Raw genomic sequence first — 25899 nt, forward strand, 5'->3', positions numbered from 1 at the left:
GCTCACCGCTCCTTCGCAGCGCGGAGCAGATCCCGCATCGTCGAGCGCGGGATCTCCGCGAGGCGCGCGGCGGCGCTGATGTTGCGGCCCACCTCCTCGAACGCGCGGAGCGCGTCGGCCGGCGAGACCTTCCGGCGCGGCGGGGGCTCGCGCTCGGCGATGACGGCGGTGACGTGCTCGGGCAACACACGGCCCTTCGCGCGGAGCGCGGCCTGAATGAGCACGTTTCGTAGCTCCCGGACGTTGCCTTGCCAGCGGTGCGCCCTCAGCGCGACGAGCGCCCCGGGCGAGAGCGGGCGCAGACCGACCTCGGAGCTCGCCAGCAGGTGCTCGGCCAGGAGCGGGATGTCGTCGGGCCGCTCGCGCAGCGCGGGGAGCTGGATGCGGCACACCGCGAGCCGCTCGTAGAGATCCACGCGGAAGCGGCGCTCGGCGACGAGGGTCTCCAGCGGCTCGCAGGTCGCGACGATGAGGCGCACGTTCACCGGCGTCGGCCCCTCCGATCCGAGCGGGCGCACCACCCCCTCCTCCACGACGCGCAGCAGCTTCGCCTGGACCTCCAGCGAGAGCGACGCGATCTCGTCGAGGAAGAGCGTGCCCTCGTTGGCCTCGACGAACGCGCCCCGCCGATCGCGTGATGCGCCGGTGAACGCGCCCCGCCGGTGACCGAACAGCTCGGACTCGGCGAGCTCGCGCAGGATGGTGGCGGCGTTCAGGACCACGAACGGCCGATTGGCCCGCGGGCTCTCCGCGTGGATCGCCCGGGCGACCAGGTCCTTGCCCGTGCCCGACTCGCCGCGCAGGAGCACGGGGAGCTGGAGCGGCGCCACCCGCCGCACTGCCGCAGCGAGCTGGCGCATGGGCCGCGAGCGGCCGACGAGCGACGGCAGCGGCGGCCCCTCCTCGAGCTCGGGCACCTTCCGCGCCGCCTCGATCCACATCGCCGTGCGGCCGATCTCGAAGCAGCCGCCGGGGACGAGCACCGCCTGCCGCACCCGCACGCCGCCGACGCGAACGCCGTTGCGCGAGCCGAGATCCGTCACCTCGATCGACGTGCCGCGGTGCGCGACCCGGCAGTGGCGAGCGCTCACCGTGACGTCGCCGATCCTCACGTCCGCGTCCGGACCGCTCCCCAGGGTGAGCTCGGCGCCCGGCGCGACGGCGATGTGCGCCCGGGCGCCGCCGGTGCTGTGCTCGCAGCGAAGCCACACCGTGGCGAGCTCCTCGCGATCGTCCAGGAGCTCGTGCGTGATGTCCCGGAACGGCGGGACCTCGCCGAGAGGGGCAGCAGGGCCCGGCCAATCGCCTGGGATGCCGCCGAGATCCGGCTCGGGCAGCGCCGCGATCGGCGCGGAGGGCGCAGAGGCGCCGTGAGCAGACGTAAATGCCGCCAGGGAGCTGTCGTCTTCGCGGAGGAGGGGTGCGTTGTCCATATCCACGAGCTCTGTCGTCGCGGCGCCGGGCGCAGTTGCGTCGCTCGCCTCGACTGGCCGACATTTCGACATTCCTTGTCGCGGACCCGCCGCCCCCTTTGCGCTCGCGACCGCGCTGTTCTAGAGGCCGTTCGTGAGATCGCGCTCAACAAGGTGGACCGCGCCGGCGCTCGGCGTGGCGGCGGTGGGCTGGGTGCTCTCGGCCAACCAGGCCCTGGCCCAGCCGGCAGATCCAGGGACGACGACCGCCGAGGAAGACGAGGAGCTCGGACCGGAAGCCGGCGCGAAGCGCCCCGCCGGACCGGACGAACGAACCGGGCACATCCTCCTCCAGGGGCGGGCCGGCTACAGCCAACCGTTCGGCAGCATGGCCGCCGGCCAGCCGGTCAGCGAGAAGGTCTCGGGCGGGCTCGCGTTCGGCGCCAACGTCGGCTTCGGCTTGAGCCGCGTCACCGTCCTGGAAGCGAGCGGCTCCTTCGCCATGCTCTCCGCGCCCGGCGGGTGCAACGACTGCTCCGGCCAGAGCCTCGACCTGGGCCTCGGGTTCGTCTACCACGTCGCCCAGGGCCTCGCGATCGACCCCTGGATCAGCTACGGCGTGGGCTACCGCAGGGGTGTCTTCACCTGGTCGGAGGATTCGGCAGCCGGTCCGGTAGCGTCCGACCATGTGTTCCACGGGCTCGATGTCGCCCGCATCGCCCTGGGCGTCGATTTCTACCCCGTGTCGCCCCTCGGCGTCGGGGTGTTCACCGAGCTCGACGCCGGCACCTACCTCTCGCGTCCGGGCGAGCGCTCCGGGGCCGCGGCCTACGGATTCTTCCAGGTCGGCCTGCGTCTCGCGCTGGATCCCGTGCCCAGGGGCACGCGTACGCCCTCCGCCTCGGCCGGTACGTCTCGGAGGATCGCCGGCCAACCCGCGGGCCCCGGGGGGGCTGCCCACCGGTAGAGCAGCCGGAATCTGGGCGGTCCGGAGGGCTGGGCAGGTATAATCAGCCGCGAATGGGCGAGTTCAGGACGAGCAGCCGCACCCGACCCGTCGCGGCTGCCGTGACCGACGTTGGACGCCAGCGAAAGCACAACGAGGACAACGTCCTCGTGAAGTCCGAGCTCGGCCTCTTCGTCGTGGCCGACGGCATGGGCGGGCACAACGCGGGCAACGTCGCCAGCGCGCTCGCGACCCGATCGCTCGACAACTTCTTCGAGGCGACCCGGACCGGCGTCCTCCCCGGCCCCGTCCCCGCCGACGAGCAGGAGCTCGACCCGGGAGCGCGGCGCGTCGTCGCCGCGATCCGCAAGGCGAACCACGATGTGTTCGTCATCTCGAACACCTATACCCAGCACCAGGGCATGGGCTCGACGGTGGTCGCCGCCTACGTGTCGTGCGAAACGGAGCAGATCCACGTCGGCCACGTCGGCGACAGCCGCTGCTACCGGATCCGGCAGGGCGAGATCGAGCAGCTCACGAAGGACCACTCGCTCATCAACGACGCCCTCGCCCTCAAGCCCGACCTGAGCCAGGACGAGCTGGCGAGGCTCCCCAAGAACATCATCACGCGCGCGCTCGGCATGAAGGACGCCGTGAAGGTCGACATCCGCTCCGAGCGCATCCAGCCCGGCGACGTTTTCCTGCTCTGCTCCGACGGGCTGAGCGGGATGGTCTCGGAGCAGCAGATCCTCGATGTGTTCGACATCACGCAGGACCCGCACGAGGCCTGCGAGCTGCTCATCGCGATGGCCAACGAGGCCGGCGGGACCGACAACATCTCGGCGCTGATCGTCCGCATCCAGCTCGAGGCGCTCGACGACGTGCAGCTCGACGGCGCGGAGCTCGAGGACACCCGGCCCCATCGCATCGACGAGCTCGGCGCGACGCTCCCGCCGGCGGCGGTGTCCGTCCGCGAGCGGCAACTGGCTGTCGAGGAGGTCGAGCTCGAAGCGGCCGCATCTTCGGACAGCGAGCGCATCGCGGCGCAGCAGGTCCACTCCATCGCGGACAGCGGCCTGCGGAGCCAGGCCCAGGGCGCCGCGGGCAGGGCGCAGCGCATGGCCGCCGTGCCGGTCGCGGACCGGCGCTCCCGGGCGGCCGCCGGGTCGGGCCGCTACGCCGCGGTCGCGGCCGCGTCGAGGGCCCCGGTGAAGGAGGCCCCGCCGCCGGCGAAGCCGGCGAAGCGCCCGACCGAGGTGCGCGTCGCGCGGTGCGCGCACTGCAAGCACGAGCTCTTCATCGGCAACCGCTTCTGCGTGGAGTGCGGCGCCCCCATCAAGCCGTGAGCGGCGGCGCGCGCGGCGCCCGCGGCCGGCGTTGCGCGCGCTCGCGCCGCCCTCCGCGGCGACGCGAGCGATCCTCAAACGCGCGGGGACGACGCCGCGATCACTTGACCGAGAGCAGCTCGACCTCGAAGAGGAGGGTCGAGTTGGGCGGAATCACGGGCGGGAACCCGCGCGCGCCGTAGCCGAGGTCCGGCGGGATCGTCAGCTTGCGGACGCCGCCGATCTTCATCCCGGCGACGCCCTGATCCCATCCCTTGATCACCTGCCCGGCCCCGAGCTTGAACGAGAAGCCCTGGCCGCGGTCGCGCGAGCTGTCGAACTTGCTGCCGTCGGTCAGCGTGCCGACGTAGTGCACCGTCACGAGCTGGCCGTGCTTGGCCTCCGCGCCCGTGCCTTCCTTGACGTCCTCGATCCCGAGCCCTTCTTGCATGGTTGACTCCTTTCGGCGCGATGGGAGGAGCGCCGCGCGGTCGCGTCAAGCCGAAGCAGCGCGCGCCCCCGAAGCGAGCGCACGCGAGCGCGCGTGGGCGCGGAAAAGCCGCGGCTCAGCCGCCGAGGCCGGGGAACGGAAATCCCGTCGCGCCGCCCGTCAGCCGCCAGGTGTTGGCGGTCTGCTGGACGACGGGCTGGCGCAGCAGCGGGTGCGGGTGCGTCTGCTCGAAGGCGAACAGGATCGCGGCGGGCGTGAGCTGGTCGAGCGACGCGAAGAAGCCGAGCGTGAGCATCGCGCCGCCCTCCGTCCACCGGTAGCCCTGCCGCCGCACGCCGGCGCTGAGCAGGTTGTTCACGCCGGCGACGTCCGCCGCGATCTCGTTCGGCTGGTTGAAGACGGGGAGCGCGCGCGACAGCATGCGCCCGAGATCCGCGGGGGTGACGCCGCGGCTCCCTCCCTGCCCGTTCGCGCACCCGGTGTGCCCGAGGTGGTGGTGGCCGAGCTCGTGGCCGAGCACGAACGCGAGCTGCTCGTGGTAGAGCTGGCGCTGCCGGTCGACCTTGCGCGGGTCGGTGTGCTGCGCCGGATCGATGAAGCCCGCCGGCGGTCGGAGGATCGGCTGCCCGGGCCGCTGCCGCTGCGCGAGCATCCGCAGGAACTCGTCGAGCTTCCTCGTCCCGAAGATCTCGTCGGTCGCCTTGAACTGAGCGATCTGCGCCTGGATCTCGAGCAGCCCGTCGGTGATGGCCATGAACGGCATCCGCTGGTCGTCGCAGCCGGCGAACGCGTTCACCTCCCCCACGGTGGGATCGGCGATGAACGGGATGCCCCTCACCTTCTGCTGCGCGCCCGACGGCAGCGCGCCGATCAGCGCGCCCATCACGACGCCGGCCTCGGACTGCAGCCAGGCGACGTTGATGTCGTTGATGGGGTCACCCAGCACCGGCAGCCCGGGCACCGTCGGCAGGTTGAAGGTGGGCGCCGGCGCGGGCCCGGTCTGCGCGGGAGGATACCCGGGCTGCTGCTGCGGGTAGCCGGGCTGCTGCTGCGGGTAGCCGGGCTGCTGCTGCGGGTAGCCGGGCTGCTGCTGCGGGTAGCCGGGTTGCTGCGGATATCCCTGCGGAGGCGCGCCGTACGGCGGGTAGCCCTGGCCGTACGACGGCTGTGACGGAGGGCGGCGCGAGCTGCTCCGCTGACAGCCTGCGATCAGTCCGAGAGCCAGAACGAGTGCGCCGATCGGTCGAAGCAGATTCATCGCCGCGAGCATAGCGCACAGAGCGGACGTCAACCTGCGCCCGCCGCGAGCAGGTGTGTCACGCGCGGGCTGCGCGGCGCGGCGATGAGCCGAAAGCCGCGCGCCGGGCGTCAGGCGCTGGAGGACCGATGAACCGACACCGAGCTTGGTCTGTCGCAGCCGCCCCCCTGTGGATCGGCGCCGTCGCGCTCTCCGGCTGCGGCGGCGCCGCCGCGCAGGCGCCCGCGCCCATGGCGCCGGAGCCCGCCGGCGCAAACTTCACGCCGTTGCAGGAGGACGGTCCCCCCGAGACGGCCGAGGATGCGCTCGCGGCGCTGCAGCGCGCGGAAGGCGAGCTCGACCGGGTCCTCGGCGCGCTGTCGGACACCGCCAAGGGCGAGGGCCGGGCCGAGGAGTCCGCGTCGCCGGCGGCGGCGCCGCCCGCGCCGGCGACCTCGTCCGCGCCGGCGCCGCCGACGGCGTCCGAGAGCGCGCCGCGGGCGACGGCCGCCGACGCAGCGCGCCCGAGCAAGAAGGCCGAGCCCGAGCAGGTGACCACGACGCCGTGCGAGACCGCGTGCCGCGCGCTCGCCTCGATGGACCGCGCCACGCAGCACCTCTGCGGGCTCGCCGGCGACGCGGACCAGCGGTGCGACGCCGCGCGCACCCGGGTGAAGAGCGCGACCGACCGGGTCGAGGCGCAGTGCCCGCGCTGCGCCGAGCGCTAGCCGGACGCGCGCCGCGCCGGGACCGACGACGTCACGGGCCCGGCGCGAGGAGCTGGAGCAGGCGCACGTTCTTGTACACCTCCCCGAACGACCCGGCCGCCTTCTGGCCGGCCTTGGCCAGCACGTCGAGCTCCTCCGGGCGAACGTCCACCTGGACCGTGAGCCGGCCCGCTCCCTGATCCACGGCGAGCGTCGCGCGCTTCGCGATCTCCGCGAGCCCTGCGCCGGCCTCCGGACCGGCGAGCGCCTTCAGCGCATCGACGTTCGCGCGCTTCTCCTCGAAGAGCTTCCGGAGCTCCTCGGCCGCGTCGCCCGACGCGGCGTCGATCGCGACGGTCGCGGAGAGCCCCCCCTTCGTCGAGACGCCGAAGGTGACGGCGCGCGGGCCCGTCGAGCCCGTGAGGATCGCGCGGAGGCTCGGCTTGCTGTCGGAGAGCAGGGCGACGCCGAGGACGGGGCGATCCCAGCCGATGTGCGCGAGGCGCGACGTGGCCTCCTCGCGGCTCGCCAGCGACGTGCCGGCCTCCTCGGCGTCGATGCTCGCCCGGAGGTCGGCCTCGGCGCCGTACAGCAGGATCGATCCGTCGCGCACCGCGATCGCATCCTCGCCGGCGCGGAGCAGGTACTTCACGCCCTTGTACTCCGCCGGCACGTAGCTGTGCTCCGCCAGGCGCTGCGCGAGCTTCTGCTCGTCGAACCGCCCGCGCGCGACAACGAGCGACGGGGAGAGGATCAGCTTGTCGACGTCGAACCCGAGGTCGATGCCCGTCGCCTTCTTGATGTCGTCGCGGGTGCGCTCGACGTGCTGCCGCACCGGGCTGCCCTCCGCGCCGAGCGCCTTGAGATCGATCTGGTGCGGGTCGACGATCACCACGCCGGGCGCGCTGCCGTGGACATACTCGAGGAGGGATTCGTCCTTCGGGAACGTGGCGGCGCGGAGGTGCGCCAGGCCGAAGCCGAGGAGCCCGGTCTGCTGGGCGAGGACGATGGAGAACACGAGGCCGAGGAGCACGATGTACTTGGCCTTGCCTCGCTTCTTGGTAGGTCCGGCAGTCCGGGCCGGCTTGGACGCGCTCTCGGTGCTCATCTCTGCTCGCTGCGCCTCCCTGGGGTACCGCGTGCCGCCCGGGTCCGCGAAACCGCCTCCGCAGACCCCGAGCGCCGCTCGTCGACCCGGAGCGCGCCGCGGCAGAGCATAACCGGAAGCTGGACGCCGGCCAGGCCTTCCGCCGGGGCCGCCGGACGGATAGAAACGACGCGACGTGCCTGGATCCTCGTCCCCCGATGACGGCCGCGGCGCGCTCGGACCGCCGAGCGACTGCGCCGCGCTGCCCGCCGCCCTCGGCCGCTACCATGTGCAGCGCCTGCTCGGCGAAGGGGCGATGGGGCGCGTGCTGCTCGCGCACGATCCGGTGCTCGATCGCGACGTCGCGCTGAAGCACCTGCGCGACGATCTCCGCATCCCGCGCGACGTCCGCGAGCAGCTCGTCGTGAGGATGCGCCACGAGGCGCGCGCCGCCGCCCGCGTGACGCACCCGAACCTCGTCACGCTCCACGACGTCGGCGAGGATCCGGACTTCGGGCTCTACCTCGTCTTCGAGTACGTCGAGGGGCCGACGCTGAAGCAGCAGCTCCTCGATCGCCCGCTCTCGGCGGCGCAGGCGGCGCGCCTCGCGCGCGAGCTCGGCGAGGCGCTCACGATCGCGCACCGGGCCGGGATCGTTCACCGCGACATCAAGCCCGAGAACATCATCCTCTCCGCGAAGGGCGGCAAGATCGCCGACTTCGGCATCGCCCGCATCCCGGACTCGACGCTGACGCACCAGGGAGGGCTCATGGGGACGCCCGCGTACAGCGCGCCGGAGACGTTCCGCGCCGGGAAGTTCTCGCCCGAGAGCGATCAGTTCTCGCTCGCCGCCGTCATGTACGAGGCGATCTCCGGAAAGCGCGCGTTCCCGGGCGACGACGCGGTCTCGGTCGCGTCGAAGATCGCGAGCGACGAGCCGTCGCCGATCGCGCGGGAGATCGGCGTACCGCCGTCGCTCGATCAGGTGCTCGCGCGCGGCCTGTCGAAGCGACCCGAGGAGAGATACCCGAGCTGCGACGCGTTCGGCGCCGCGTTCGCCGACAGCCTCGAGTGGGCCGCCTCCAGCCAGATGCCGAGGCGCACGCTGGAGCCGCCCGTCGCCGCGAGCGCGGCGCTCGCCACGGATCCGGGCGCGCTGCGCGCGGATCCGCTCGACAACGACTTCCCGCCCCGCGAGCGGAAGACGGGGCAGATCGTGCTCGGCGCGGCCGTTGTCGTGGCGACGGCGATGCTGCTCGTCCGCACGGCGATGCGCTCGACGGACACGCCGGTCGAAGCGCCCCCCGCGGAGCCGGCGCCGACCGCGTCGTCCTCGGCCACGGCGGAGCCCGAGGCGCCGCGGCCGCGCGTCGCGCCGTCGGCGCGGCCCGCGCGGCCGAAGCACGAGCCGGGGGACACCTCCGCGCACGCGCCGCGCGCGTCGGGCAGCGCGGAGCCGAGCGCGAGCGCGACGGGCAGCGCCCCGAGCCGGCCCGCGTCGGTCGCGATCCCCGAGGACGAGGAGCACGAGGAGGCCGCGGACGCGGGGACGCCGGAGACCGACGACATCGGCGCGCCGGAGACCAACGAGCCGGGCGCACCGGACGCCGGGGCGGCCGATGCTGCCGCGCGTTGAACGGCTGAGAGCGCAGATGCGTTGTCACGCGGGAAAAACTCCCCTAAAGGACCCCGGGTAAGCGGCGTCGCTGCCCGGAACGGCCGATGTCAATCGCCTCGCCGGGCCCCTCGCGGGCCCGACGGCGCACCCCCATCACGCCGATCGCCGCGCTGGCGACTGTCTGAATTGCTGCCTTGCCCCCTGAGATCTCCGCGATGACTACCCAGACAAACGGCGACGATCTCCATCTGTCGCTCTACCGAAAGATGTTCCAGATACGCCGCTTCGAGGAAGAAGCGGCCCGCGCTTACGCGCAGAGCAAGATCGGTGGGTTCCTTCATCTCTACATCGGTCAGGAGCCCATCGCCGTCGGCGCGACCGCGGCGCTCCGCCCCGATGACTACGTGATGACGACCTACCGCGATCACGGCCTCGCGCTCGCCCGCGGCATGAGCGCGCGCGCCGCGATGGCCGAGCTCTACGGCAAGGTCACCGGGTGCTCGAAGGGGCTCGGCGGCTCGATGCACTTCTTCGACAAAGAGCACAACATGCTCGGCGGCTACGGCATCGTCGGCGGCCACATCCCGATCGCCGTCGGGACGGCGTTCGCGTCGAAGTACCGCGGCGAGGACCGGGTCTCGATGGTGTTCTTCGGCGAGGGCGCGGTGAGCATCGGCGACTTCCACGAAGGGATGTCGCTCGCGGCGCTCTGGAAGCTGCCGATCGTCTTCGTCTGCGAGAACAACGAGTACGCGATGGGGACGCCGCTCTCGCGGACGCTCTCGGTCGAGGACGTCTCGCAGAAGGCGCTCGCCTACGGGATGGAGCGCGACCGCTTCAACTCGGAGCACGTGCTCCAGGTGCGCGACCGCCTCGGCGAGGCGATCGCGCGGGCGCGCACGCACTCGGAGCCGACGCTGGTCGAGATCAGGACGTACCGCTTCCGCGGCCACTCGATGAGCGATCCCGGCAAGTACCGGACGAAGGAGGAGCTCGAGGAGCGAAAGAAGAAGGACGTGCTCCTGCGCTCGCGCGTCGAGCTCGAGGAGAAGGGGCACAAGGCGGCCCTCGAGGCGATCGAGAGAGAGGTGGAAGACGAGATCGCCGATGCGGTCCGCTTCGCCGAGGAGAGCCCCGAACCCGGGCCCGAGGTGCTCGAGCCCACAACCTATGCAGGACCTTTTGCGCGATGACCGTCCTAAGATTCCGTGAGGCGGTTCGCGCCGCCATGATCGAGGAGATGGAGCGCGACGAGCGGGTGTACCTCGTCGGCGAGGAGGTCGGGCACTACCAGGGCGCCTACAAGGTGACCGAGGGGATGCTCGACAAGTTCGGCCCGAAGCGCGTCATCGACGCGCCGATCACCGAGAGCGGGTTCACCGGCATCTCGATCGGCGCCGCGATGGTCGGGCTCCGGCCGATCGTCGAGTACATGACGTGGAACTTCTCCGCCGTGGCGTTCGATCAGATCCTCAACAACGCGGCGAAGCTCCGGCAGATGTCCGGCGGGCAGCTCACCATCCCGCTCGTGCTGCGGGCGCCGAACGGCTCGGCGCGCCAGGTCGGCTCGCAGCACTCGCACTCGATGGAGCACTTCTACGCGCACATCCCCGGCCTCAAGGTGCTCGCGCCGGCGACGCCGGCCGACGCGAAGGGGCTCCTCAAGTCGGCGATCCGGGACGATAACCCGGTGCTCTTCATGGAGAGCGAGACGCTCTACGGCGTGAAGGGCGAGGTGCCGGACGACCCCGACTTCATCGTGCCGCTCGGGGTCGCCTCGATCGTGCGCGAGGGGACGGACGTCTCGATCATCGCGTGGAGCCGCATGGTGCACGTGGCGCTCGAGGCGGCCGCCGAGCTCGAGAAAGAGGGGATCAGCGCCGAGATCGTGGACCTGCGATCGCTGCGCCCGCTCGACGAGGAGACCATCGTGCGGAGCGTCACCAAGACCCACCGCGCGGTCGTGGCGCACGAAGGCTGGCCGTACGGCGGCGTCGGCGCGGAGGTCGCCGATCGCATCCAGCGGCTCGCGTTCGACGAGCTCGACGCGCCCGTGCTGCGCGCGACGACGCTCGACGTCCCGATGCCCTACAACGCACGGCTGGAGCAGTACGTGATCCCGCAGGCGGCGCGGATCATCGAAAACGTTCACCGCGTTCTCTACAAAAGCTGACTGAGCGGACGCACATCCCCGATCAAGGTTGATAGACCCATGGCGAAGGTTCTGGAACTGCCGAAGCTGTCCCCGACCATGGAGGAGGGGCAGATCAGTGCCTGGCACAAGAAGGAAGGCGACGCGATCGACATCGACGATCTGCTCGCAGAGGTCGAGACCGACAAGGCGACCATGGAGTACAAGTCCTTCGATCGAGGGACGTTGCTCAAGATCCTCGTGCCTGCGGGCAGCGTGGTTCAGCTCGGCCAGCCTGTCGCGATCCTCGGCGCCCCGGGCGAGGACATAAGCGGCCTCGCCGGCGGCGGTGCTCCGGCGCAGAAGCAGAGCGCGCCGGAGCCTCAACCGAAGGGGGAGCGCGCCCCGGAACCGGCGGCCGCGGCGTCGAGCGGCGACGTGCCCGTGACGGCCCCGCCGCCCGCGGCGCGCGGCGAGGCGGTCTCGCCGCCCACGCAGCCGGCAGCGCCGCAGCCGTCCTCCGACGGACGCGTGAAGGCGTCGCCCTACGTGCGCAAGCTCGGCCGCGAGCGCGGGCTCGACCTGAGCAACGTCGCGGGCACGGGGCCCGGCGGGCGCATCGTCGCCCGCGACCTCGAGGGGCTGAAGCCGGCGCCGGCCGCGGCGGCGCCCGCGGCGGCCGCGCCGGGCGAGCTCGCCGCGCCGGAGGTGCGACCGCTCAGCATGATGCGTAAGGCGATCGCCCGGCGCCTCACCGAGTCCAAGCAGACGGTCCCGCACTTCTACCTCTCGATCGACGTCGACGCCGATCCGCTGAACGGGCTGCGCGAGCAGATCAACGCGGACCTCGCGGCGACGGCCGCCGAGGGCGAGAAGCCGGCGAAGGTCAGCTTCAACGACCTGCTCGTCAAGGCGTGCGCCATCGCGCTCGTGCGCGTGCCGGAGTGCAACGCGCAGTTCACCTCGGACGCGATCCTCGTTCACCGGCGCGTCGACATCTCGGTGGCGGTCGCCGTCCCCGAGGGTCTCGTCACGCCGGTGGTGCGCAACGTGGACCGTAAGCAGGTGCTCGAGATCGCCGCCGAGGTGCGCGAGCTCGCGGGGCGGGCCAAGGCGAAGAAGCTGCGGCCCGAGGAGATGGCGAACGGCACGTTCTCGATCTCGAACCTCGGCATGTACGGGATCGACAACTTCGGGGCGGTCATCAACCCCCCCGAGGGCGCGATCCTCGCCGTGGGCCAGGTCCGCCGCGAGCCCGTCGTGCGCGGCGAGCAGATCGTGCCGGGCCGCCGCCTGAGCATGACGCTCTCGTGCGATCACCGCGTCGTCGACGGCGCGGTCGGCGCGACCTTCCTCAAGGTCCTGCGCCAGCTCCTCGAGCACCCGACGCAGATCCTGGTCGGCTAGCTCTTCACTCCGCGCAAGGACAGCCAGCACGCAGAGGACGCCGGGCCCCCTCCCCCGGCGTCCTCTCCCTCGCGCGCCGCGCGTCGCGGAACCGCCTGGAGCGCGAGCGGCGCGCGCTCGCCCAGCGGGCGCTCAGGTCGCCTCGGCGCCGCCGCCGAGCGCGTCGCCGAGGCGCGCCAGGTTCCGCGAGAAGATCTGCACGGACGGGTGCGTCGGCCCGAGCGCCTTCGTCGCGATCGCCACGGCGCGCTCTATCTGCTGCCATGCGCCTGATAAGTCACCGAGCGCCTGCAGCACGCGGCCGAGGTTGTTCACGATGCTCGCCACGACCGGGTGATCCGGGCCGTAGGTGGCCTGCGCGATGCCGAGCGCCCGCTCGAGCTGCTCGCGCGCGCCGGGCAGCTCGCCGAGCGCCTGCAGCACGCTGCCGAGGTTGTTGCAGCCGATCGCCACCGCGGGGTGATCCGGGCCGTAGGTCGCCTCGGCGATCTTCAGCACGCGCGCGAAGTTCGCCCGCGCGCCCTCGAGGTCGCCGAGATCGCGCAGCACGCTGCCGAGGTTGTTGATGTCCCGCGCGACGTCCGGGTGATCCGGGCCGTACGTGTCCTCGACGATCGCGAGCGCGCGCTCGAAGTCGGCGCGCGCCCCGGCCAGGTCGCCGAGATCGCGCAGCACGCGCCCGCGGTTGTTCAGCGCCAGCGCGAAGCGCGGGTGGTAGCAGCCGTAGCTGTGCTCATCGATCTTGAGCGCCTCCTCGAACTGCTCGCGCGCGCCCTTCAGGTCGCCGAGGTCGTGGAGCAGCCGTCCGAGGTTCGTGCGGCCGATCGCGACCGTCGGGTGGTCCGGTCCGTAGGCGCGGATGTCGATCGCGAGCGCGCGCTCGAGGTGCACGCGCGCGCCCGCGAAATCGCCGAGATCGCGGAACAGCGCGCCGAGGTTGTTCAGCCGTATCGCGACGCTCGGGTCGTCGGGGCCGTACGTCGCCTCGTCGATGGCGAGGGCGCGCTCCAGGTGCTTGCGGGCGCCGGGCAGGTCGCCCTGATCCATGAGCACGCTGCCGAGGTCGTTCACGTCGCGCGCGACGTCCGGGTGATCGGGGCCGACGCTCGCGATGTCGATCGCCAGCGCGCGCTCCAGGTGGGCGCGCGCGCCGCCGAGATCACCGAGGTCGTGGAGGACGCTGCCGAGGCTGCGCAGCACGGCCGCGACCTTCGGATCGTCGGGGCCGAACACCGCCTCGTGGAGCGCGAGGGCCCGCTCCAGGTATCCCTTCGCCTCCGCGAACGCCGCTCGCCCCTGCAGGTAGACCGCGAACCTGGCGAGCAGCCGCCCGCGCACCTCCTTCGCGACGTCGTGGGCCTCGGCCTGGCTCGCCGCGGCGAGCGCGTGCGGCAGCCAGCGGGCGCAGAACGGCCACGTCTCCACGTCGTCGCTGCTCTCGGGGAACGCGTGGTCCACGAGGCGCACCGCCGCCTCGGCCCACATCCGCCGGTCCTCGGGCGCGAGGCGATCGCGGACCACCGCCTGGACGAGCCGGTGCACCGAGAGCGCGCCCTCGTGGACGTCGATGAACGAATAGCGGCGGAGCGCGGCGACCGCCTCGTCGAGCATCAGCGGATCGCTCAGCGCCTCCGCGAGCGCGGGCGGCAGGTGCGGCGCGGCGTCGGCGAGGCCCTCGCGCGGGATGTCGTCGGGCGCGAGGAACGCGCACAGGCTGAGGAGATCGACGGCGACGGGGGAGAAGCGATGCGCCTCCTGGAACGCGAGGCCCCAGGTGGTGGCGACCGGCGTCGGATAATCCATCGGCACGCCGCGGAGCAACAGCTCGCGCTGGTGGTCGCCGAAGACGGCGTGGTACGTCGCGATCGACGACCTCGTCTCCTTGATGGTCGCGGCCGCCTGCACCAGCGCGAGCGGCAGATCGCCGAGCGTCTCGGCGAGCTTCTCCGCGGCCCGCTCGTCGCTTTGCCCGGTCCGGCCGAGCAGGAACTTCACCGAGTCGGCGCGATCGAGCGCCGGCACGGTGAGCGGCGTGGCGATGCCGCGGAAGCTCGGGTTCCGCGAGGTGATCAGGATGTGGCCGGTGCGCGGGTGCGGGAGGTACGGCGCCACGTCCTTCGGGTCGTTGACGTTGTCGAAGACGAGCAGCCACCTGTCGTTGCGCGACAGCCAGGAGCGGACCGCCTCGATCGCGATCCGCTGGTCGGCCTCGTTCTGCTCCGGCAGGTCGAGCGCCGCGGCGAGGCGGGCGAAGTCCTCGGCCGCCGTCGCCGGTTCCTCGGCGCGGACCCACCAGACGACGTTGTACTGGCTCGCGTACCGGTGCGCGTACTCCGCGGCGACCTGCGTCTTGCCGATCCCGCCGAGGCCGCTGATCGCCTGCGTGAGCGCCGCCGGTCCCCCCGTGGTGAGCGCGCTCCGCAGCTCGTCGAGGAGCCGGTCGCGCCCGGTGAAGCCCGGGTTGCGCGGCGGCAGCTTCTTGATGTGCGGCTCCGCGTCGGGCGAGCTCGACGGCCGCCGGGTGACCGGCCTCAGCGTCGGCGGCTCCGTCTCGCGGACGGCGCTCCGGATCCCCTTCGCGATCTCGGTGAACGCCTCGCTCTGGTTGGGGTAGCTCGTCACCGGCCGCGCGCGGTTCGGGAGCGGCTGCAGCCTGCCGAGCAGCGTCTTCTCCCAGGCGCAGGGGCGCAGGACGACGGGGATGACCCGGCACTCGCCCGCGTCGTGCCGGGCGAGCGCGTCCCGGATCTCCGGCGTGAGCCACCCATCGGCGGAGAGGAAGTCCGCGCTCACGAGCAGCAGCACCACCCGGGCCTCGCGCAGCCGCGCGGCGATCACCTCGCGCCGCTCCTTCCCTCCGCCGAGCGCGAAGCCTTGATACGTCCGGATGACCCCTTGCCGCTTGAGCGCGTCGAGGTGGGTCTCGAGCTTGGGCCGCAGGTCCTCGTCCCTCGGGGAGTAGGAGAAGAACACGTCGGCGGGGCTCGTCGCCAAGGCAACCATAGTTCCTCTCGCGGGCCTTAAGGTCTCACGACGGACCTGAAGCGCAACGAGAATACGCGGTCGGGAAAGACCCAGGAAGAGACGGTATATGACGCTCTCGGCGGATACATGTGGGTCGAACCTCCATCTTCTTCCGGGGGTGTGCCCTACCCCGAATCCGGCTCCGTCCTACCTTCGCGTTCCTCTTCCGTGCTGGGGAAGAACCTGCCGGAAGCCTGGACGATGCGGCGCGCCGCCTCCATCCATTGCCGACGGTCGTCCCGTCGTAGCTGGTTGCGGACCACGATCTTCACGAGGCGGTGGACGCTGAGCGTCTGCAGCCGCACCTCGATCAGCGAGTGCAGCCGCAGCACCGCGATCGCGTCGTCGAGCGCGAGCGGGTCGTACTCGCTCAGGGCCCGTCGCGGGATCGCGTCCATCGGCAGGAACGAGCACAGGCTGAGGAGCTCCGCCGCGGCCTGGTGGCTGAACACGGCGGCGAGCGCGCTCTCCCACGCGGTCGCCACCGTCACCGGGAAGCTGACCGGCCGCTCCAGGAGCGCGGCCGGGCGCTGGCGGAACAGCGCGAGGTACTCCGAGAGCGGGCGCCCCGTCTCCTCGATGTACGCGCCGGCCTGCGCCAGCGCGAGCGGCAGATCGCCGAGCTCTTCCGCGAGCGCGTCGGCCGCCTCTGCGTCGGTCTCGCCCGTGCGCCGGAGCAGGAAGCTCACCGACTCGGCGCGCTCGATGCCGCGGACGTTCACCGTCGTGAGCCCGCGCCAGATCGGGTTCTGCGACGTCGCGATCACGTGGCCGCCGTGCGAGACGCTCGGGAGGTAGGGCTCGACCTCGATCGGATCGCGCACGCCGTCGAACAGGAGGAGCCAGCGCCCACGGCGGCCGAGCCTGCTGCGCACCGCGGCGACGGCGCGGGCCGCATCCAGGAGCTCGTGATCGGGCAGCCGCATCTCGGCGGCGAGCGCGATGAACGCGGCGTCCATCGTCGCGGGGCTCTGGCCGTCGATCATGAAGACGATGTCGTAGGCGCCGGCGTTGCGGTACGCATGCTCGATCGCCAGCTTGGTCTTGCCGGTGCCGCCGAGCCCGCAGAGCGGCGCGACGCCGCGCTTCGCGAGCGTGGCGCCGATCTCGGCAAGCAGATCCTCGCGCGCAGCCAGGTTTCGGCTGCTCCACGCCGGGACGCTGAAGATCCCGGGCGGCGGTGGCACCTCGGATTGGCTCACCGGCTGGGCGCCGGGCGTCGGTGAGCCTACGGGGGGTTTTGGGTGAGCTGCTCGACCTGCTTTCGGATGCCCTTGGCGATGTCGGTGAAGGCCTCGCTCTGGTTGACCCAGCTCGTCACGGGGCGCCCGCCACGCGGCAGGCTCGCCAGCCTGCCGAACGGCGCGCCCTCCCAGTCGCAGGCGTCGAGGATGACGGGGATGACGCGCGCCTCACCCCGCTCGTGGCGCTCGATCGCCTTCTGCATCTCGACGTCGTAACAGAAGTCCGACGCGAGAAAATCCGCGCTGATGAGCAGGAGGATGACCCGCGCGGTCTCGAGGTGCTCGGCGAGCGCCCTGTCGCGCTCCTCGCCGGCGCCGATCTCGCCGTCGTGCCAGCCGCGGATGACGCCCTTGCGCTTGAGGATGGCGAGGTGCGTCTCGAGCTTGTCGCGCAGCTCGCGGTTGCTCTCCGAGTACGAGAAGAACACCTCGATCGGGCTCGCCGGCGGCTCGGACGCGCGATCGCGCCGCGGCGCGCCGAGCGCCCCCGGCATCGTGACCGTGTCGTCGTAGCCGGCCGAGTCGGGCGGGAGCTCGTAGGCCGGGAAGCCGAGCGGCGACGACGACGGCGGCAGCTCCAGGTCGGGGATCGGGGGCGGCAGGATCGAGCGCGACGGGCGCGATGTCGTCGTCGCCGCGCGCGCGCGGGGCTCGCTCATGCGCTCGAGGATCTCGAGGGCCCTGTCGTGGCTACCGTCCGGCGTCTCGTAAGACAGGAGCAGGAACCCCATGTCCGCGAGCATCGTGCGGCGGTAGGGCGTCAGGCTCGCGCTCGGGACGATGACGAAGCGGGGCGGCGGCGAGCTGCCCGAGAGCGCGTGGATGTCCGACAGCATCTCGTCGAAGTTGCCGTCGGCGCGCCCGAAGCCGATGAAGAGCACGGGGCAGTTCGAGAGCACGGCCGTGAGCGACCTGCGCACGTCGGGGGCCGCGATCGACGCGAGGAAGCGCTCTCGCGCGAACACCCAGCTCCCCGGCTCCTTCAGCGTGCCGTGCAGCTTGAGGATGAAGCGCCGGCGCCACGCGACGTCGTCGGTGACGCGCCACATGGTCTCCCACTCGTGGCCGAAGGCGCGCTCGAGCAGGTGGTTGAGGTTCGTCGTGAGCACCGCGCGCAGCTTGCCGCGCAGCGCCGCGATCGCGAGCGCGATGCGCGGCGGATCGAGCCCCTCGTCGTCCAGCGCATCCTCGACGAAGGCGTTGAACTCCGCCGCGCCGAGCGCGTGCTCCGCCGCGCCGAGCGCCTCGCTGTAGCGCTGCGATCGCGCGAGCGCCGCGACCTCGGCGGTCACGACGTCGTCGCCGACCTGCTCGCGCACCCGCTCGACGAGCAGGTCGACGAGCTGGCGCCACGTCGGCAGCCCGGCCGCGGCCGAGATGCCTCCCCCCACGAAGAGCACGAGCTCTCCGCTCTCGAACGCCTCGTGGAGCTCTTCGATCACCGCGGCGTCGACCTCCGCGCTCGTCGTGTTCGCGTTGTCCATCAGGGTTGACATCGAGCCCCTCGAGTCTATCGCTCCTCGGCGCCCGGCGCACTTTTGCGGCGCGTCGCGCGCCGCCTCCACGCGCGGCGCGCGACGCCGGATCGAGCGTCCGGCGGCCGGCCCCCCGCGCTCACGACGTCCCAGACGACTGCCCTCCGGCGCCTCGACGAGCTCGGGAGAGGCGGAAACAGTCTGCGAGCCTGGACCATGCTACGCCTCCGACATGCGTCCGGCGGCTCTCCTCACGCTGGCCACGCTGGCCTCGCTTTTCGCGGTCTCCATGGTCGGCGTGGCTGCGCCTCCTCCCCGCGCGCGGCGCGCCCCGCGCCTCCCGGCGGCCTCGGAGGCCGCGCTCTCGGCGGGCGCCGGCGGCCAGCGCGCGCGCTCGCCCGCGAGCGTCGTCGCGCTGCGCGCGCCCGGCCCGCCTGCCGTCCTCGTGCGCGCGGGCAGCTTCACGATGGGCTCGAGCGAGGTCGAGATCGCGCACGCGGTGACGCTCTGCAAGCTCGAGCCGGCCGGAGAGCTGTGCGTCGAGGAGACCGAGGCGAGCTTCGCGAACGAGCTCGTGCCGCACGAGGTGTACCTGTCGGACTTCTGGATCGACCGCACCGAGGTGACCGTCGCCAGCTACCGCCGGTGCGTCTCGGCCGGACTCTGCACCGAGCCGCCCTATGCCTCCGGCGGGCGGCGCTTCGATCGACCGGAGTACCCGGTGGTGCTCGTCTCGTGGAGCGACGCGCAGCGCTACTGCGCCTGGGCCGGCGGTCGCCTTCCGACCGAGGCCGAATGGGAGCGGGCGGCGCGCGGCGTCGCCGGTCGTCGCTATCCCTGGGGCCACGTCTACAACCCCTTCCATGCGAACCACGGCCGGCTGTCGTTCGACGAGCTCGACGACGGCGACGGCTTCCTCGAGCTCGCTCCCGTGGGCGCGCTCGTCGCCGGGCGGACCCCCGACGGCATCGACGATCTCTCCGGCAACGTCGAGGAGTGGGTCGCGGATTACTACCATCCCGAGTATCCAGCCGGCAGCGCGAAGGACCCGCGAGGTCCCGACATGGGGGAGGAGCGCGTGCTGCGGGGCGGCAGCTACATCCAGGGTCGACCCTGGCTGCGCGGCGCGGCGCGGGGACACGATCTGCCGACCAGCCGCCGCGCGTGGCGCGGCTTCCGCTGCGCGCGCGACGCCTGAGCCGCCGCGTGGGCGATGCGCGGCGGGCGACGGGCGCGCGGGTCGCGCGGGTGATGTGGGCAGCGCGCGATGAGCCCGCACGGCGGTTGGCCGCGGCGCGGGAAGGGCCCATACTGGCGCCCGTGAGGATCGCGCACCTCTCTGACCTGCACCTCCTGTCCCTCGAGGGGGCCATCCCGTTCCGGCTCCTGAACAAGCGGCTCACGGGCTACATCAACCTCCGCTTCCGGCGCCGCGCCATCCACAAGCCGCACGCGGTGCACGCGGCGGCGAAGGAGATCCGGCGGCTCGGCGTGGACCACGTCGTCATCACGGGCGACGTCTCGAACCTCGCGCTCGAGCGGGAGTTCGTCCTCGTCCGTGACTTCTTGCAGGGCGAGCTCGGGCTTCCTCCCGAGCGGGTGAGCATCGTCCCGGGGAACCACGACGCGTACACGAAGGGCGCGCACCGCTCGCAGCGGTTCTCGCAGTACTTCGCGCCGTACCTGCGCTCGGATCTCCCCCTCGACGCGCCGGGGAAGAACGACGGAGGCGGGGCCGCCCGCGATGACGGAGGCTCGGTGTTCCCCTTCGTGCACCTGCGCGGCCCCGTGGCGTTCATCGGCCTCTCGACCGCGTGGCCCCGTCCTCCGCTGGTGGCCTCGGGGCGGCTCGGCGCCGTCCAGCTACGCGCGCTGGAGCGCGTGCTCGCGCACCCGGAGGTGCGGCGGCGAACGCCGATCGTGCTTCAGCACCACCCGTTCCACAACCCGACGAGCCGGGCGAAGACGCTGCTGGAAGGCCTGGGGGACGCCGCGGCGGAGGGGCGGCTGCTCCGGCATGTCAGCCGAGGCCTGTTGCTGCACGGGCACCTGCACCGGCGCATCCACCGCAAGCTGCACACCGAGCGCGGTCACATCGACGCCGTGGGCGCCGCCAGCGCCTCGCTCCTCCACGACAGCGACGAGCGGATGGCCGGGTTCAACGTCTACGAGGTCGACGATGCAGGGGCGATCAAGGGCATCAGCTCCCACCGCTTCGTCCCCGGTCAAGAGACGTTTCGCGAGGTCGCGGTCCCCCAGCGATGAGCGTGCCTGGGGCGCTCTGCCGAGCGCCCCACCGGAGCGGCGCGCAGATCATCCGCCACGCGCAGAAACCCGCCTTGCGGGCGCGCGATGTTCGGGCTCGGAGGTAAGGTGGATCGAGCGCAGCGGAGCGCTGCGCGGGCAGTCCGGTGGGGCGCTGGTCAGGAGGCGAATCAGGCGGTGGCGCGCATCACGTTGACCGCCTGGAGACCTTTGGGACCTTCTTTGATCTCAAATTCAACGGTCTCGTCCTCGAACAGACGGCGGCGACCCTCCCCGTTGATCTGCGAATAGTGAACGAAGACATCGGGGCCAGTCTCCTGCTTGATGAAGCCCCAACCCTTCTCATCGTTGAACCACTTTACCTTGCCAACTGCCATATTTCCTCCACTTCAGAGCTCGTCGCTACCCGAGGCGCGCAGGCTGGGAGTCGGGAGTAGACCGCGGGCTGCGGTCCCTGTTTCCCGATGCGGGCTTGGCTGGTTCCAGCAAACCCCCCTCTGAGGACGAATTAACTTGCGCAGGGCGGCTGCCCAGACGCTGGTTTCTGTGCGTGCGCGGTAACTTCGACGATTCTCCCCGGTCCGAGCGGGCGCCAACGTAAACGGCTCGACGCGCCAAGGTCAAGCGATGATGGCTCGATCCGCGCGCGCGCGAGGCAGTGGCCGGCTCACCGGCAGTCTCGCCTTGCAGCAGATCCGGACGAGAATGCTCCGCCGTACAGCAACTCCTGACAGCGAGCACGCGAGCACCATCGATGACGCGCTCGCTGCGAAGCGCAATTCGCGCGGCCGTCAAGATTTGCGCTCTTATCGAAGAGCCTTGTACGTCGGCCGTGCGTGGCGTCGCCCTCTCCATCGTGGTCTTGCGACGTCACGCAACGGTCATCGCGCTCCGGACGCGCGATGCCGTCGCGCCCGCCCCGATGCCACGGCCGACCGGCGCGCGTCGACCGCGCGCTCGACCGCGCCGCCCCCTCGCGCGCGGTCGACGCGGGCCTCGGCTCCGCCCGCTCGGCGCCCGGCGGCAGGAATCGCAGGCATCTCGTTGACATGTCTGTTCGAGCTTGCTCGTATGGCGTGGCGAGGGCATCGGGTCTCACCTCCGCCCTGGCCCCGCGAGGCGACGAGATGTTCTCGGTGATCATCAGCGAGAAAGGGGGCGCGGAGCGCCGCGAAACCTTCGACCGGACAGAGATCAACGTCGGTCGCGTGCAGGGCAACGACCTGATGCTGCCGAAGGGCAACGTGTCGAAGCGGCACGCCCGGCTCCTGTTCCGCGACGGGCGCTTCATCGTCACCGATCTCAAGAGCACGAACGGCACGTACGTCAACGGCCGGAAGATCGCCCAGGCGACGATCGTCCGCGAGGGCGACAAGATCTACATCGGCGACTTCGTGCTGAGGATCGAGACGGCCGCCGCCGGCACGGCGCCTCCGGACAGCACGGCGCCTCCGGCGCGCGTGCCGGAGGAGATGGGCCCGGGCGATCCGGCGCACCTGGCCGACCGCGCGCCGCCGTCGGCCGAGAAGGGGCTGCACCGGTCGGCGCCGCTGCCGCTGATCAACGAGAAGGGCGAGCCGTCGCGCACCGGACAGGGCGTGATCAGCCACTTCCCGCTCGAGAACGATCCGGACGAGTCCGTCGATGCGGCCGCGCCCGTCCCCGGTCCGCCGCGCATCCCCTCGCCCCGCCCGCCCATGGGGCCCGGATCGCCGGGCGGCGCGTCCGTTCCGCCGCTGCCGGTCCCGCCGGCGACGCCCAACGTACCGGCGGCGCGCGACGCCCGCGGCGTCTACCCCGGCAACCCGACCGCGCAGATGGCGCGCCCGTCGCCGACCGCGACGCCGCTGCCGGGACAGGGCGCCGCGAACACCGTCGCGGTGCCGCCGCAAGGCGCCGCGAACGTCGCCGTCCACCCGAGCGTGGTCCCCATCCCCAGCCGGCGCGCCATCCCGCCCGTCTCGGACCGGGTCGACCGCGGCCAGGGCGACTCGGCGCAGGCGGTGGCGCACCGCAGGGCGCTCGGGCGCCTCATGGATCGACTCGCCGACGCGGTCGACCTCGCGCCGCTCGACGGCGGGGCGCCGCCGGACGCCGCGCTCGCCCAGCGGTTCGAGCGCGCCGTCGCCGAGAGCGCGGAGGCGACGCGCGCGGCGGGCGAGCTCCCGCCCGAGGTCGACGCCGAGGCGCTCCTCGCCGACGCGCAGCGGGAGCTGCTCTCGCTGGGCCCGCTCGATCGCCTGCTCGAGGACGCCGAGGTGAGCGAGATCCAGGTGTTCCGCCACGACCTCGTGATCGCGATGCACGGGCGCCGGCGCGTCATCGCAGAGGTCGGGTTCAGCAGCGAGCGCGCGGTCGAGCGGGTCATCCGCCGGCTGTGCAGGATGGCCGGGCAGCCGCTCGAGGAGGGCGCGCGCTTCGTCGAGCGGATCCTGCCGAAGGGGCGGCGGCTCTTCGCCGTGCTCCCGCCGGCCGCGGCCGCCACGCTGGTGATCCGGAAGCCGCAGCGCCCCGACGTCACGCTGGAAGACCTGGTGCGCAACGGGACGATCTCGCGCGCCATGGCCGGGCTGCTCTCCCAGTGCGTGCTCGGGCGCGGCAACCTCCTCGTCACGGGGACGCGCGACGCGGGGACGAGCTGGCTGCTCGGCGCGCTCGCGGCCGCGGCGCAGCCCGACGACCGGTTCGTCGTGCTCCAGGACGAGGACGAGCTCGTGCTCGACCAGCCCAACACGCTGTCGATCGCGCTCGGCAGCACGGCGGCCGAGCGGACGCGGGCGGTGCAGTCGGCCGCGCGCATCCGGCCGGAGCGGCTCGTCGTGAGCTCGTTCTCGGGCCACGTCGCGGCCGAGCTCGTGGACGCCATCGGCTGCGGCATGGACGGCGTGCTCGCCGCGGCGCGCGCTCCGACGCTGCGGCAGGCGGTGACGCGCCTCCCCGCCGACATCGCCGCGACCCGCCCCGGGATCGCGCCGGAGACGGCGCGCGAGTGGCTGGCGTCGTCGTTCGACCTCGCGATCGAGATCGCGCTGCTCCGCGACGGCCGCCACCGGGTGCTCCGCATCGCGGAGCTCGCCATCGAGAACGGGCAGATCGCGATTCGCGACGTCTTCACGTTCGTGGTCGAGCGGACGGCCGCGGGTGGCGCGCTCGAGGGGACGTTCCACCCTTCCGGGCTGGTGCCGGACATCGTGGAAGATCTTCAGTCGCGCGGGGTCACCGTCGACACGTCGACCTCGTTCCGGAGGAACCGCTAGATCGTCTTGACGGGCGCACGCTTGAAACGGAGGTTATGCTGTTGAGCAGCCATGGCCATCCGCACCATCCTCCACTATCCCGATCCGCGCCTGCGACAGAAGGCGCAGCCGGTCGGGGACGTCACCCCCGAGATCGTGAAGCTTATCGACGACATGGCCGAGACCATGTACGCCGCGCCCGGCGTCGGCCTGGCGGCCACGCAGATCGGGGAGCCACACCGCATCTTCCTCGTTGACGTCGCCGCCGACAACGAGCCGAGCAACCTCCTCGTGTTCATCAACCCGGAGATCGTGCGCCAGGAGGGGCAGCAGACCGGCCCCGAAGGGTGCCTGTCGTTCCCCGGCATCAGCGAGGACATCAAGCGCGCCGAGCGCGTCCGCGTCCGCGCCCGCGGGCGAGACGGGGCGACGTTCGAGATCGCGGCCGACGGCCTGCTCGCCGTCGCCATCCAGCACGAGCTCGATCACCTCGACGGCGTGCTGATGATCGACCGGATGGGCACGCTCAAGAAGCGCATCGTCCAGCGGAAGATGCAGAAGCGCGGCGCCGAAGCGGCGAGCTGAGCCGCGCGGGCGTTCCGAGCCGCTCCGCGCGGGGCGGGCCGAGCCGCTTCGCGCGGGGCGGGCCGGTCAGCTCCGCGGGGCGAGCCGGTCAGCTCCGCGGGGCGGGCCGGTCAGCTCCGCGCGGGGAAAGCGAGCGGGCCGCTGACGTACGCGTCGCGGCCGCAGAGCTCCCAGCGCGGATCGACGATCCGGGGCGCGTCGCCCGGCGTGTCCGGGCCGGCCCAGTCGACCGCGCCCGGCCGACCGCGCGGGCCGAGCAGGATCGGGGCGACGAAGGCGTGCAGCTCGTCCGGCAGGCGCGACGCGAGCAGGCTGCCGGCGAGCTCGGCGCCGCCCTCCACGAGGATGGAGACGATCCCCTGCGAGGCGCAGAGGCGCATCGCGGCGGTCACGTCGACCCGGCCCTCGGCGGAGGTCGGCGCGCGCAGGACGACGCAGCCGGCGTCGACGAGCACCTGCTCGGCCGCCTCGGGCGCGTCGGCGCCCGTGAGCACCCAGGTCGGCACCTCCCGCGCCGTCTGCGCCAGCCGCGTGTGGAGCGGCAGCCGGAGCCGCGTGTCGAAGACGAGCCGGATGGGGCTCTTCCCCCCCGGCGCGAGCCCCGGCTCGCGCAGCGTGAGCCGGGGGTCGTCGGCGAGCGCGGTCCCGATGCCGATCGCCACCGCGTCGTGCCGCGAGCGCAGCTCCTGCACCTTCGCGCGCGCCTCGGGGCCGGTGACCCACTTCGACGCCCCGGTGCGGGTCGCGATACGGCCGTCGAGCGACAGGGCGAGCTTGAGCGCGATGTGGGGGATCCCCGTCGTGATGAACTTGGTCCAGGGCGCGATCAGCGCGCGGGCCTCGGCGCCGGCGACGCCGATCTCGACGGCGAGCCCGGCGTCGCTGAGCCGCTGCGCCCCGCCGCCGACCACCGCCGGGTTCGGGTCGGGCGCGCCGACGACGACCCGCTTGATGCCGGCGCTCAGCACCGCGTCCACGCACGGCGGCGTGCGCCCTTCGTGGTTGCAGGGCTCGAGCGTCACGTAGAGCGTCCCGCCGCGCGCCGCGTCTCCGGCGGTCGCCAGGGCCAGCCCCTCCGCGTGCTCCTCGCCGGCGCGCGCGTGGTGCGCGACGGCGACGACCTCCCCCGCCGTGTTCACCACCACCGCGCCGACCGGGGGATTCGGCGACGGCATCGCCTTGTGCGCCTCCTCGATGGCGAGGCGCATCATCGCGGCGTCGAAGTCGGGATCGGGGCTGGGGAGCTTCGCTGGCATCGAAGTGCCGGATCTACTAGGGCGCCTTGGCCTTCACAAGCTTGCCAAGCTCGACCATGAACTGGTCGATGTCTCGAAAGGAGCGATAGACGCTTGCGAACCGGACATAGGCGACCTCATCCAGGGTGCGCAGGTGGTTCATCACGCGCTCGCCGAGCTCGGTCGACGAGATCTCCCGCCGCTCGGACTCCTGCGCCTCGCGCTCGATCGCGTCGGCGATCGTCTCGATCTGGTCGGTGGAAACGGGCCGCTTGTTGCAGGCGATCCGGAGCCCACGCACGAGCTTCTGGCGATCGAACGGCTCGCGCCGGCCGTCCTTCTTGACGACGGTCGGCAGGATGTCCTCGACGCGCTCGTACGTCGTGAACCTCCGCTCGCACGAGGCGCACTCGCGCCGCCTGCGGATCACCTCGCCCGCGCCGCCGGCGCGGGAGTCGATGACCCGGTCCTCGAGGTGGCCGCAAAATGGGCACTTCATCGAGCCATCCAGCGC

General features: G+C 72.4%; 21 protein-coding genes. 11 read left to right on the forward strand and 10 right to left on the reverse strand.

The window, feature by feature from the left end:
* Nucleotides 1–2: 2 nt before the first annotated feature.
* The gene (locus tag WME76_RS15930; RefSeq protein WP_437960956.1) at nt 3–1211 is read right to left on the reverse strand and encodes a sigma 54-interacting transcriptional regulator; all 1209 of its coding nucleotides are present in this window, start codon (nt 1209–1211) and stop codon (nt 3–5) included.
* Nucleotides 1212–1566: 355 nt separating this feature from the next.
* Here WME76_RS15930 and WME76_RS15935 point away from each other — a divergent pair, with 355 nt between their 5' ends.
* Both WME76_RS15935 and WME76_RS15940 read left to right on the forward strand, forming a co-directional pair.
* Nucleotides 1567–2379: a hypothetical protein gene (locus tag WME76_RS15935; RefSeq protein WP_437960957.1), complete on the forward strand. Its 813-nt coding sequence runs from the start codon at nt 1567–1569 to the stop codon at nt 2377–2379.
* Nucleotides 2380–2432: 53 nt separating this feature from the next.
* On the forward strand, nt 2433–3704 hold the full coding sequence (locus WME76_RS15940) for a Stp1/IreP family PP2C-type Ser/Thr phosphatase (protein ID WP_437960958.1): 1272 nt from the start codon (nt 2433–2435) through the stop codon (nt 3702–3704).
* A 100-nt stretch (nt 3705–3804) separates the two neighbouring features.
* On the opposite strand, the gene WME76_RS15945 is transcribed toward WME76_RS15940, so the two are convergent.
* Nucleotides 3805–4134, reverse strand: coding sequence for an FKBP-type peptidyl-prolyl cis-trans isomerase (locus WME76_RS15945; protein ID WP_437960959.1), 330 nt, complete (start codon nt 4132–4134; stop codon nt 3805–3807).
* Between the two features lie 115 nt (nt 4135–4249).
* Nucleotides 4250–5392 (reverse strand): M48 family metalloprotease, encoded by a 1143-nt coding sequence (locus WME76_RS15950; RefSeq protein WP_437960960.1) that lies wholly within the window; start codon nt 5390–5392, stop codon nt 4250–4252.
* A 128-nt stretch (nt 5393–5520) separates the two neighbouring features.
* Here WME76_RS15950 and WME76_RS15955 point away from each other — a divergent pair, with 128 nt between their 5' ends.
* Nucleotides 5521–6099: a hypothetical protein gene (locus WME76_RS15955; protein ID WP_437960961.1), complete on the forward strand. Its 579-nt coding sequence runs from the start codon at nt 5521–5523 to the stop codon at nt 6097–6099.
* A gap of 31 nt (nt 6100–6130) precedes the next feature.
* Here the strand turns inward: WME76_RS15955 and WME76_RS15960 are convergent, their stop codons facing one another.
* Nucleotides 6131–7186, reverse strand: a complete 1056-nt coding sequence (locus tag WME76_RS15960) for a hypothetical protein (RefSeq protein ID WP_437960962.1) — start codon at nt 7184–7186, stop codon at nt 6131–6133.
* A gap of 175 nt (nt 7187–7361) precedes the next feature.
* On the opposite strand from WME76_RS15960, the gene WME76_RS15965 reads away from it, so the two are divergent.
* From WME76_RS15965 to WME76_RS15980, 4 genes are all read left to right on the forward strand, one after another.
* Complete coding sequence (locus WME76_RS15965) at nt 7362–8801, forward strand: protein kinase domain-containing protein (protein ID WP_437960963.1); 1440 nt, start codon at nt 7362–7364, stop codon at nt 8799–8801.
* A gap of 197 nt (nt 8802–8998) precedes the next feature.
* Nucleotides 8999–9976, forward strand: a complete 978-nt coding sequence (gene pdhA, locus WME76_RS15970; RefSeq protein ID WP_061613850.1) for a pyruvate dehydrogenase (acetyl-transferring) E1 component subunit alpha — start codon at nt 8999–9001, stop codon at nt 9974–9976.
* The gene (locus WME76_RS15975; protein WP_437960964.1) at nt 9973–10956 is read left to right on the forward strand and encodes a pyruvate dehydrogenase complex E1 component subunit beta; all 984 of its coding nucleotides are present in this window, start codon (nt 9973–9975) and stop codon (nt 10954–10956) included. The genes pdhA and WME76_RS15975 overlap by 4 nt, the downstream gene beginning before the upstream one ends.
* 39 nt (nt 10957–10995) lie before the next feature.
* Nucleotides 10996–12321: a pyruvate dehydrogenase complex dihydrolipoamide acetyltransferase gene (locus WME76_RS15980; protein WP_437960965.1), complete on the forward strand. Its 1326-nt coding sequence runs from the start codon at nt 10996–10998 to the stop codon at nt 12319–12321.
* Nucleotides 12322–12453: 132 nt separating this feature from the next.
* Here the strand turns inward: WME76_RS15980 and fxsT are convergent, their stop codons facing one another.
* The 3 genes from fxsT to WME76_RS15995 form a co-directional block, all read right to left on the reverse strand.
* Nucleotides 12454–15324 carry an FxSxx-COOH system tetratricopeptide repeat protein gene (gene fxsT / locus WME76_RS15985; protein WP_437960966.1) on the reverse strand — a complete coding sequence of 957 codons (2871 nt, stop codon included), beginning with the start codon at nt 15322–15324 and terminating at the stop codon, nt 12454–12456.
* 146 nt (nt 15325–15470) lie between these two features.
* Entirely contained in the window at nt 15471–16547 is a 1077-nt protein-coding gene (locus WME76_RS15990; protein ID WP_437960967.1) for an ATP/GTP-binding protein, read from the reverse strand.
* A 26-nt stretch (nt 16548–16573) separates the two neighbouring features.
* On the reverse strand, nt 16574–18085 hold the full coding sequence (locus WME76_RS15995; protein ID WP_437960968.1) for an SIR2 family protein: 1512 nt from the start codon (nt 18083–18085) through the stop codon (nt 16574–16576).
* A gap of 211 nt (nt 18086–18296) precedes the next feature.
* Between WME76_RS15995 and WME76_RS16000 the strand changes: the two genes are divergently transcribed.
* Nucleotides 18297–19262 carry a formylglycine-generating enzyme family protein gene (locus tag WME76_RS16000; protein WP_437960969.1) on the forward strand — a complete coding sequence of 322 codons (966 nt, stop codon included), beginning with the start codon at nt 18297–18299 and terminating at the stop codon, nt 19260–19262.
* A gap of 122 nt (nt 19263–19384) precedes the next feature.
* Entirely contained in the window at nt 19385–20329 is a 945-nt protein-coding gene (locus WME76_RS16005) for a metallophosphoesterase family protein (RefSeq protein ID WP_437960970.1), read from the forward strand.
* 170 nt (nt 20330–20499) lie between these two features.
* Here the strand turns inward: WME76_RS16005 and WME76_RS16010 are convergent, their stop codons facing one another.
* Entirely contained in the window at nt 20500–20706 is a 207-nt protein-coding gene (locus WME76_RS16010; protein WP_061613859.1) for a cold-shock protein, read from the reverse strand.
* A 750-nt stretch (nt 20707–21456) separates the two neighbouring features.
* Between WME76_RS16010 and WME76_RS16015 the strand changes: the two genes are divergently transcribed.
* Both WME76_RS16015 and def read left to right on the forward strand, forming a co-directional pair.
* The gene (locus tag WME76_RS16015) at nt 21457–23586 is read left to right on the forward strand and encodes an ATPase, T2SS/T4P/T4SS family (protein WP_437960971.1); all 2130 of its coding nucleotides are present in this window, start codon (nt 21457–21459) and stop codon (nt 23584–23586) included.
* A gap of 51 nt (nt 23587–23637) precedes the next feature.
* Nucleotides 23638–24150: a peptide deformylase gene (def, locus tag WME76_RS16020; RefSeq protein ID WP_061615004.1), complete on the forward strand. Its 513-nt coding sequence runs from the start codon at nt 23638–23640 to the stop codon at nt 24148–24150.
* A 110-nt stretch (nt 24151–24260) separates the two neighbouring features.
* Here def and ribD read toward each other — a convergent pair whose 3' ends face one another.
* Complete coding sequence (gene ribD / locus WME76_RS16025) at nt 24261–25406, reverse strand: bifunctional diaminohydroxyphosphoribosylaminopyrimidine deaminase/5-amino-6-(5-phosphoribosylamino)uracil reductase RibD (protein ID WP_437960972.1); 1146 nt, start codon at nt 25404–25406, stop codon at nt 24261–24263.
* Between the two features lie 16 nt (nt 25407–25422).
* Nucleotides 25423–25884, reverse strand: coding sequence for a transcriptional regulator NrdR (nrdR, locus tag WME76_RS16030; RefSeq protein WP_061615006.1), 462 nt, complete (start codon nt 25882–25884; stop codon nt 25423–25425).
* Nucleotides 25885–25899: the final 15 nt, after the last annotated feature.

The organism is Sorangium sp. So ce119 (assembly GCF_051524405.1).
Taxonomy (GTDB): domain Bacteria; phylum Myxococcota_A; class Polyangia; order Polyangiales; family Polyangiaceae; genus Sorangium; species Sorangium cellulosum_G.

Coding starts and splice junctions, on each gene's coding strand:
- WME76_RS15940 (WP_437960958.1), top strand. CDS start 2,433: ATGGGCGAGTTCAGGACGAGCAGCCGCACCCGACCCGTCGCGGCTGCC.
- WME76_RS15945 (WP_437960959.1), bottom strand. CDS start 4,134: ATGCAAGAAGGGCTCGGGATCGAGGACGTCAAGGAAGGCACGGGCGCG.
- WME76_RS15950 (WP_437960960.1), bottom strand. CDS start 5,392: ATGAATCTGCTTCGACCGATCGGCGCACTCGTTCTGGCTCTCGGACTG.
- WME76_RS15955 (WP_437960961.1), top strand. CDS start 5,521: ATGAACCGACACCGAGCTTGGTCTGTCGCAGCCGCCCCCCTGTGGATC.
- WME76_RS15960 (WP_437960962.1), bottom strand. CDS start 7,186: ATGAGCACCGAGAGCGCGTCCAAGCCGGCCCGGACTGCCGGACCTACC.
- pdhA (WP_061613850.1), top strand. CDS start 8,999: ATGACTACCCAGACAAACGGCGACGATCTCCATCTGTCGCTCTACCGA.
- WME76_RS15975 (WP_437960964.1), top strand. CDS start 9,973: ATGACCGTCCTAAGATTCCGTGAGGCGGTTCGCGCCGCCATGATCGAG.
- WME76_RS15980 (WP_437960965.1), top strand. CDS start 10,996: ATGGCGAAGGTTCTGGAACTGCCGAAGCTGTCCCCGACCATGGAGGAG.
- fxsT (WP_437960966.1), bottom strand. CDS start 15,324: ATGGTTGCCTTGGCGACGAGCCCCGCCGACGTGTTCTTCTCCTACTCC.
- WME76_RS15995 (WP_437960968.1), bottom strand. CDS start 18,085: ATGTCAACCCTGATGGACAACGCGAACACGACGAGCGCGGAGGTCGAC.
- WME76_RS16000 (WP_437960969.1), top strand. CDS start 18,297: ATGCGTCCGGCGGCTCTCCTCACGCTGGCCACGCTGGCCTCGCTTTTC.
- WME76_RS16010 (WP_061613859.1), bottom strand. CDS start 20,706: ATGGCAGTTGGCAAGGTAAAGTGGTTCAACGATGAGAAGGGTTGGGGC.
- WME76_RS16015 (WP_437960971.1), top strand. CDS start 21,457: ATGTTCTCGGTGATCATCAGCGAGAAAGGGGGCGCGGAGCGCCGCGAA.
- def (WP_061615004.1), top strand. CDS start 23,638: ATGGCCATCCGCACCATCCTCCACTATCCCGATCCGCGCCTGCGACAG.
- ribD (WP_437960972.1), bottom strand. CDS start 25,406: ATGCCAGCGAAGCTCCCCAGCCCCGATCCCGACTTCGACGCCGCGATG.
- nrdR (WP_061615006.1), bottom strand. CDS start 25,884: ATGAAGTGCCCATTTTGCGGCCACCTCGAGGACCGGGTCATCGACTCC.